The sequence below is a fragment of the Sphaerotilus sp. genome (genome assembly GCF_041083715.1).
GTDB lineage: Bacteria > Pseudomonadota > Gammaproteobacteria > Burkholderiales > Burkholderiaceae_C > Sphaerotilus.
Window position 1 is genome coordinate 1 of record NZ_JBFPGY010000248.1, and the last position, 8,143, is coordinate 8,143.

Annotated in this window: 4 protein-coding genes and 1 tRNA gene; 1 reads left to right on the forward strand and 4 read right to left on the reverse strand. The window is 69.3% G+C overall.

Going from position 1 to position 8,143, the window contains the following annotated elements; translation table 11 throughout:
- Positions 1–276 precede the first annotated feature (276 nt).
- From AB3X43_RS10995 to AB3X43_RS11010, 4 genes are all read right to left on the reverse strand, one after another.
- A tRNA-Arg gene (locus tag AB3X43_RS10995) sits at positions 277–351 on the reverse strand.
- Entirely contained in the window at positions 342–4,538 is a 4,197-nt protein-coding gene (locus tag AB3X43_RS11000) for a translocation/assembly module TamB domain-containing protein (RefSeq protein WP_369429887.1), read from the reverse strand. The genes AB3X43_RS10995 and AB3X43_RS11000 overlap by 10 nt, the downstream gene beginning before the upstream one ends.
- Before the next feature lie 2 nt (positions 4,539–4,540).
- The gene (locus tag AB3X43_RS11005) at positions 4,541–6,406 is read right to left on the reverse strand and encodes an autotransporter assembly complex protein TamA (protein ID WP_369429888.1); all 1,866 of its coding nucleotides are present in this window, start codon (positions 6,404–6,406) and stop codon (positions 4,541–4,543) included.
- A complete protein-coding gene (locus AB3X43_RS11010; protein ID WP_369429889.1) occupies positions 6,403–7,584 on the reverse strand; it encodes a vWA domain-containing protein in 1,182 nt (393 codons plus the stop codon). The genes AB3X43_RS11005 and AB3X43_RS11010 overlap by 4 nt, the downstream gene beginning before the upstream one ends.
- Before the next feature lie 201 nt (positions 7,585–7,785).
- Between AB3X43_RS11010 and AB3X43_RS11015 the strand changes: the two genes are divergently transcribed.
- On the forward strand, positions 7,786–8,143 hold a 358-nt coding region (locus AB3X43_RS11015; RefSeq protein WP_369429890.1), incomplete at its 3' end, for a GspH/FimT family pseudopilin.

Below are 8,143 nucleotides of genomic sequence, written 5' to 3' on the forward strand. Positions count from 1 at the left end.
GTTCGGCTGCAGTTCCAGGTAAAGCCCCCCACCGTCGGACAGCTTTCGGGGCTTCTCGCCGGGCTTCGCCTTGCGGATGGCGGCATCGCTCAGGGTGTTGGTGGTGGCCATGTGGGGGCAGGTTTTCAGGCCGTTTTCGACCTGCCTCCATTGTTGCCCCCACATGGGGGCAGGTTCAAGTGGGGCTCCTTGGGGTTCCTTGGGCAACAAAAAAGCCCTAGAGCGTTGATTCTCATAGGGCTTCTGGGGTTCGTCGGGGTCTTGCGGGGCCTGTCTTGGTCCCGCCGACAGGAATCGAACCTGTATCTGGCGCTTAGGAGGCGCCCGTTCTATCCATTGAACTACGGCGAGGATGGCGCAGCACGACGCGTGCTGGGGCCCGTGATTGTAGCCTGCGACCCCCACTTCCAGGTCCAGATCAGGTCGAGTGCGTTCTCGGCGCCGGACTGGGCACGCAGCGTGAAGCGCTGGGCGGCGCGGTAGATGAGCTGCCAGGTGCCGCTGGCGGCGTTCAGGCTGCGTTCGTAGCCGACATACCAACGCCGGCTGATCTGCTTGCCGAGGGTGACCACTGTCTCGCGGGTGTCGCCTTCGCCGGCCTGTCGCACCGAGAGCTGGTCGAGGCCGATGCGCTCGACCAGGCTCGGGCTGTCGCTCTCGCCGGCGATGAGCGCGTAGGCGGCGCGCTGCAGCAGGGCGAGGTCGGTGCGGCCCAGGCCGTCGGAGGCCCGGCCGAGGATGAGCCAGGACAGGCGGTCGGTGTCGGTCATGGCCGGCTCGCTGAACAGGCGGATGCGCGGGTTCTGGGCCGTGCCGGTGACGGTGACGCCAACGCGCACGTCCTCCAGGTCCGGGCGGACGGCTTCGACGTCCAGCCTCGGGTTGTCAGCCACGCCGGTGAAGGCGATGACCGAGCGGTCGATGCGCAGTTTCTGGCCGTAGGCCGCATAGGTGCCGTCCACTGCGTGGATGCTGCCTTGGATCGCCAGCCGGTTGGACGGGCTGGTCAGGCGCAGTTCGCCGGCCAGCCGCGTGTTCAGACCGCGCCCGCGCAGCATGAAGGCGTCGCCGAGATCGGCACGCAGGTCCAGCGTGGTGGTGCGGCGGCTGGCGAGACCCGTCTCGCGGGTTCGGGACTCTCCGCTGCCGCGGTCGACATCGACATCGTCGGCCAGTGCGGGTGCGTCGCTCTGCGTGAAGTCGAAGCGGCCTTCGTCGGCGTGCACACGGCCCTTGAGCTGGGTGCTCTGGCCGTCGAGCACCAGATCGGATTCGCCGCTGACGACCACCTTGCGGTCGACCCGCTGCAGTACGGCAAAGTGGTCGGCCGTGATCTTCACCGACAGGCGGGGTGCGGCGCCGAGTGCTGCTTCGCCGCGGGCGACGAGCGTGCCAGCCCCGGCGCGCACGCTGAAGGTGTCGATGCGGGCCGTGTCGCCGGCCAGCTGCACCTTGAGCTGGGCGTCGGTCCAGTCCACGCCCTGCAGGGTGTTGCGCACGGCGATCTGGCTGCCGGACAGCTCGCCTGCGAAGGCCGGTGCGCCGAAGGTGCCGCCGACGCGGGCTTCGGTGGCGAGCTGGCCCGACAGGCGCCAGCCGGCCGGCAGCCAGCGGCCCCAGTGGCCGAGTTCGGCGATCTGCAGGTCGATCTGGCCGCCCACCGGCGCGTCCGCTGCGGGCCAGAGGGCGTGGCGGTCGGTGCGCACGGTCTGCTGGCCGTTGAGACTGCCGAGGTTGCCGCCCGAGACCAGCTGGGTCAGGCGCCAGACGCCGTCGGCCGCGTTCAGCCGCAGTCGCAGGTCGGCGAGACCGAGTCGGCGCGGGCCGGTGTTGAGTTCCATGTCTTCGACACTGAGGTCACCGCTGTCACGCTGCAGCGCGACATCCGCGGTGAACTGTTCGGGGGTGGATTGCAGCTCGATGCGTCCGCCGAGCGTGAGGTCCCCGCCCCAGCCGAAGCCGGGCTGGGCCCGCGCCAGCAGTGGCGCCACCCGCAGCGGTGAAAGCTGCGCACGCAGGCTCAGACGCGAGGCCGCACCGTGTTGCCAGTCCAGCTGCTCGATCAGCAGTTGCGCATCCATCAGCGTCAGCCGGCTGGCACCGAGTTTCACGGCCAGACCATTGCTGTCCTGCACAACGGCCAGGGAGGCCGCGTCCAGCTGCAGCAGCGGTGGCAGCGTCGCTGCCGCCGCGGTGTCACGGACCTCCAGCTGCCCGATCCTGCCGTTCCAGCGCAGGCCGGTCTCCCGGTGCTCCAGCGTCTGCCCGATCTCTTCTGCCAGGCCACCGCTCAGCGTCAGCAGCGCCTGGAGCTTGCGGGCTGGCAGATCGGCACGGGCGGGCACGTCGATCTGGCTGCGCAGTTGCAGTTGGTGGCTGGCGGCCGTGCCTTGGCTGCGCAGTGTCACGCCACTCAGGAACTGGCCGCCGGCGTGCAGGGTGCCGACTTCGGCGCTGATGTCGATCTGGTCGGCGGGAAAGGTGCCGGCCTTCCAGTGCAGATCGAGGGCCTGCAGGTCGGATTGGGTCAGGTGCAGCTGGTTGCTGCGCAACTGGCCTGTGCTGCGCACGCGGGGCCAGCGGCCGGCGAGTTCGAGCTGACCTTCCGTGTCGCCGCTGATCTGGGCGGTCGATCCAGCGAGTTTCATCCACGGATTCAGGCGCTCGGGGGCGCTGCTTTTCCACTGGAGGTTCCAGCGGTCTTCGCTGCCGAGCGTGGAGAGGTCGCCGGTCAGGTGCAGATCGGTGGCATCGGCGGCGCCGGCGAGGGCGCCGGCGGTGGCCTTCAGGTCGAGGTTCCAGCGGGGAATGCCGGATGGGCCCGTTCGGGTGAGCAGCTTGAGCTGGCCTGCCAGCGGCACACCGGCGATCAGACTGGGGTCCAGGTGCAGGTCGGCGCGGCCGGTGACCTCGGCCAGTCCGGCCAGACCCGGCGCCAGCGGCACGGGGACGAGCAGGTCGGTGTCGAGCTGCCCGTCCAGGCGGTGGGCACCGCGTGGCCCCAGACCCGGCCCCGGGACCTCGCCTGGCCACCACACACCAGGGTCGAAGGCTTCCAGATCGCCTTTCAGGAGCACCTTCCAGTGCGCATCGGCCAGTTCGGCGTGGCCGCTCGCGTCCAGTCGTGCAGCGCCGCTGCGGGCCTGGAGCTGCTCCAGGTCGATGCGCTGTGGCGTGGCCTGTGCCTGCAGCAGCAGCCGGACTTCGGGCAGTCCGGCGCCGACGAGCTGCCCGCGCAAGTCGGTGTGCAGCGTGACGCGCCGGCTGGCGGCGACGTGGTCGCCCAGCGACTGGCTGTAGGTCAGCGTGAACGGCCCGCTGACTTGCACGGCCGGCGCCCGCGGATCGAGCCGCGACGGATGCAGGTCCTGCCAGGTGCTGCTGAGGGCGGCATCCAGGCGGCGCTGGGCACCCGTGCCGCTGAGCGTCCAGCGGCCGCTGCCGAGCACGGTGCCCGCCGCATCGGTGCCGTCGTTCAGGCTGACGCGCAGGGTGTCGAGTGTGCCGGTGTCCGGGTTGCGCAGGTCGCCGCTGGCGGAGAGTTGGATGGTCTCGACAGGCACCAGATGCTGCTCCCAGTGGCCGGGGCGCAGATTCTGCAGATCGACCTGTACCTGCAGACGCTGCTGGGCCGTGCCGGTGCGGGCACGGTTGTCCAGCAGCGCATCGATCTGTCCGGACAGCGCCGTGGTCGGCAAGCCGCTGGCGAATGGTGCCAGGTCGAGTGCCTGCAGCCGTGCCTGCAGGTGGCTCAGGGGCTGGCGCTGGGCGGGGCGAACTTCGGCCTGGACTTCCAGCGACTGGCCGCGCGCGACCATGCGCGTGTCGATCGCGATCTGCTGCAGCGGGCCGTGGGCACGCAGGTCGACGCGCCAGTCCTGGGGCATTCCGGAGGCCGCTCCAGGCGTCAGCACCAGCCGCGCCTCCAGCGGCATCGGTGCATCCGCGCCGAGCGTCACCAGTCCGTGCAGCGCCAGTCGGTCCCAGTCCAACTGCAGGGCATCCACACGGTGCAGACCACCGCGTCCGGCCTGCAGGCTCAGCGCCGCAGACAAGTCACGCACCGGCCGGTCGCGCAGCGCGTCGAGGCTCAGGCGGTTGATCCGTACCTCGCCGATCTGCACGTCGAGCGGCAGATCCAGCGTGGTTGGCAGCACGAGCGGCTGGTCGCTGGCGGACGGGCCCTGCAGGTCGAGGTGGCCGATCAGCAGCTGCGCAAGGGTCAGGACCGGCGCCTTGCCGTCGGACCAGTCCAGCATGAACCCGCGCCAGCGCAACTGGTCGATCTGCAGTGCCTGGTGGCTGTTGATCTGGTAGCGGAGCCGGTCTGCGTCGAAATCTCCCAGCAGGCTTCCCCGCACCCCGCTGGACTGCAGGCCTGGCACCAGCCCGAGCAGCCAGCGGCTGCCGGGTTCGGTGGCGAGCGCGGTGTACAGGCCTGCACCCAGCGCCAGCAGCAGCGCCAGTCCGGCCAGGAGCGTCCGCAGAAGCCAGCGGGATGGGGGGGCGATCGGTGCTTCGGAAGGGGCGGCAGCCATGTTCAGAATGTGATGCCCACGCTGAAATGCAGCCGCACCTGGTGCACTTGCTGCCCGTAGGCCACGTCCATGCGCAGTGCGCCAACGGGGCTGCGCCAGCGCAGGCCGACGCCATAGCCCAGGGCTGCGTCCAGCGATCTCCAGTCCGGTGCAGCGTTGCCCGCGTCGATGAAGACCGCGCCCCACAGCGCCGGCATGCTGCGCAGGATCGGCCGGGCCAGCTCGACGCTGCCGACGGCAGTGACCCGGCCGCCGACCGCCGTGCCGGCCGCATTGCTCGGGCCGAGGCTCTGGTAGGCGTAGCCGCGGACCGTGTCATCGCCGCCGGTGCGGAACAGCAGTGAGTAGGGCACCGCCACGTCCGCCGCCGACAGCACCTGCCCGACCTGCAGCCGACTGGTGGTGTACCAGTTCTGGCCGAGCGTGGCGTAATGGGTCAGCCGGCCGTTGATGCGGCCGAAGACGCCGCTGCGCTGCGCGGTGGTGGCATACGAGCGGCCCAGCGCCGTGTCCAGCGACAGGCTCAGCCCCTTGGTCGGCAGCAGCGGGTGGTCGAGCTGGCGCCAGATCCACTGGTAGTTGCCGGAGACCGCCGAGGTGTCGTCCACGGTCAGGCCGTTGTCGAGCTGGCGGGTGCGGGAGCGCTGCCATTCCAGGTAGTACAGGCGCTCCAGCCGCTCGTCGTCCTTGCTGCGGCCCATCCGGGCACGCTGCGTGGTGACTTCCAGCCCACTGGCGTCGGTTTGACCGATCGAGGCCGACACCAGGTTGCGGTACGGGCCGGGCAGGGGGTGCGAGGTGAGATCGATCGAGGCCTGCTGGTCCGTGCGGCCGAGCTGCAGCTTGCTCTTGGCCTGCCAGGGCCAGCCGAGGAACCGCTGGTGCACATGTTCGAGCGTGACCCGCGGCCCCGTGTTGTCGGACACACCCAGACCGAGCGTGGCCTGCTGCAGCGACCGTTCGCGCACCTTGACGACCACCGGCATGGCGTCGGCGAGCGCCGGGTCCGGCTCCATCTCGATCGCGACGCTGTCGAACAGCGCCGACTTGACCAGCCGGTCCTGGTAGTCGAGCAGCGCCTGTTCGCGCAGCGGCTGTCCGGTGGAGAAGGTCTGCAGCGCCCGCACCGAGTCGGCATCCACGTGCGCCAGCCCCACGACCTGCACGTCGCCGAAGCGGTAGAGCGGGCCGCTGTCGGCGACCAGGAACAGCACGGCGCGGTTCTCGATGGTGTGCATCTGGGCCACGGTGCCGCTCCAGCCGGCGGTCGCATAGCCCTCGGCACGCAGCAGCGCGAGCACCTCGCCCTTGGCGCTGCTCCAGCGGTCCTGGGTGTAGGCTTCGCCGGCTGGCAGCGACCAGTGCTGCCGCGCCCGTTCGACCAGCGCCATGGCGGCCGGATCCCCTTGTTCGGCGGCGATCGACAGCGGCCCTTCGAATTCAAGCCGGGCCTGGCGGACGCGGGCCAGCGGTCCGGGCTCGACCAGCAGCCTCAGCGCGATGACGCTGCCATCGTCGCGCGCCTGCGTGCTCACCCTGGCGTTGAAGTAGCCCTGGGTTTCCAGCAGCGCACGGGCCTGTGCGGGCGCCGCCTGCCGCAGGCGCATCAGCTCGTTGCGCGGCACCCGGGCCGTGTCCGGTGTGGCGAGGTAGCGCGAGAGGTCGAGGTAGCGTGCCAGCAGGGTGCGCAATTCGGCCGGTGCGTCGATGTCGAGCGTCCAGGTGACGTCCCGCGCATCGGTGTCGTCCTCGGGTGCCGAAGCCGCCTGTGCCGCGGGCTGCGCCGCGACCTGGGCCATGACCGGCGTGGTGGTGGCTGCCAGAACCGCCAGCAGCAGCGGTGCGGTCCGTCGCCTCGGTCCGGTCATTTCGACAGCAGCCGCATCGCCTGTTCCAGTCCGGCCAGCGACAGCGGAAACATCCGCTGGCCCATCAGCTGCTGGACCATCGCGATGCTCTGGCGGTATTCCCAGACGCCTGGCGGCTCCGGGTTGATCCAGGCGAATTTCGGGAAGGCATGGGTCAGACGCTGCAGCCACTCGGCACCGGGTTCCTCGTTGTTGTACTCGACGCTGCCGCCGCGCTGCACGATCTCGTAGGGGCTCATCGTCGCGTCACCGATGAAGATCAGCTTGTAGTCGCGGTTGTACTTGCGGATGATGTCCCAGGTCGGGAACTTCTCGGTGTAGCGGCGGCGGTTGTTCTTCCACACGAAGTCGTAGACACAGTTGTGGAAGTAGTAGAACTCCAGGTGCTTGAACTCGGTTTTCGCGGCGCTGAAGAGTTCCTCGACCCGGTGGATGTGCTCGTCCATCGTGCCGCCCACATCCATCAGCAGCAGCACCTTGACCTTGTTGTGGCGCTCCGGGACCAGCTTGATGTCGAGCAGGCCGGCATTGGCGGCAGTGGAGTGGATGGTGTCGTCGAGGTCCAGCTCGTCCGCCGCGCCTTCGCGGGCGAAGCGGCGCAGGCGGCGCAGGGCGACCTTGATGTTGCGCGTGCCGAGTTCGAGCGTGTCGTCGTAGTCGCGGTAGGCGCGCTGGTCCCAGACCTTGACGGCGCTCCTGTTCTTGCTGGCGCCGCCGATGCGGATGCCCTGCGGATTGGTGCCGCCGTGGCCGAAGGGGCTGGTGCCGCCGGTGCCGATCCACTTGCTGCCGCCGGCGTGGCGTTCCTTCTGCTCCTCGAAGCGCTTCTTCAGCGTCTCCATCAGCTCGTCCCAGCCCATCTTCTCGATCCTGGCCCGCTCCTCGGCGCTGAGTTCGACCTCCAGCGTCTTGCGCAGCCAGTCCAGCGGCACCTCCTGCGTGAAGTCGGTCAGCATCTCCACGCCCTTGAAGTAGGCCGAGAAGGCGCGGTCGAACTTGTCGAACTGGACCTCGTCCTTGACCAGCGTGGTGCGCGCCAGGTAGTAGAACTTGTCCACGGAAGGGCCGCCATCGTCGTCGATCACGCCGGCCTGCAGCGCTTCGAGCAGGGTCAGGTACTCGCGGATCGAGACCGGCAGCTTGGCGGCCCGCAGGGTGTAGAAGAAGTCGATCAGCATGGTGGGAGTCTCCGGACGCACGGCAACCACGTCGTGTCTGCAAGTCTAGGCCACGTGGTGCAGTTCAGGCCCGACCCGGGCTGAATTGCGCGGGCATTGGCGTGTTCTTCGGAGGCTGCGGTGGGGGCCGTGATCCTTACATTCAGCATCACTTTCATCCGTCTGCCCCGTGCCTGTCCGATGCTGCCGCCGAATCTTCCCATGCCGTATGTGCCTGCCGCTTCTGCGCGGGGCTTCACGCTGGTCGAGCTGATGGTGACCGTGACTGTGCTGGCCATTCTGGCGATGGTGGCCATGCCCTCGCTGAGCGCCTTCACGGCCCGCAACCAACTCTCTGCGCGGTCGTCGGACTTCGTGTCGTCCCTGGTGCTGGCACGCACCGAAGCGGCCCGCGCGGGCCTGCCGGTGCTGGTGCTGCCGGCCGCGGGCGGAATCACGGGCAACGAATTTGCCCAAGGCTGGAATCTCTACCTCGACCGCAACAGCAACGGCGTCTACGACAGCGGGGACACCCTGATCCGCACCTATTCGGCGTTGCCCACCACACTGAAGATGCAGG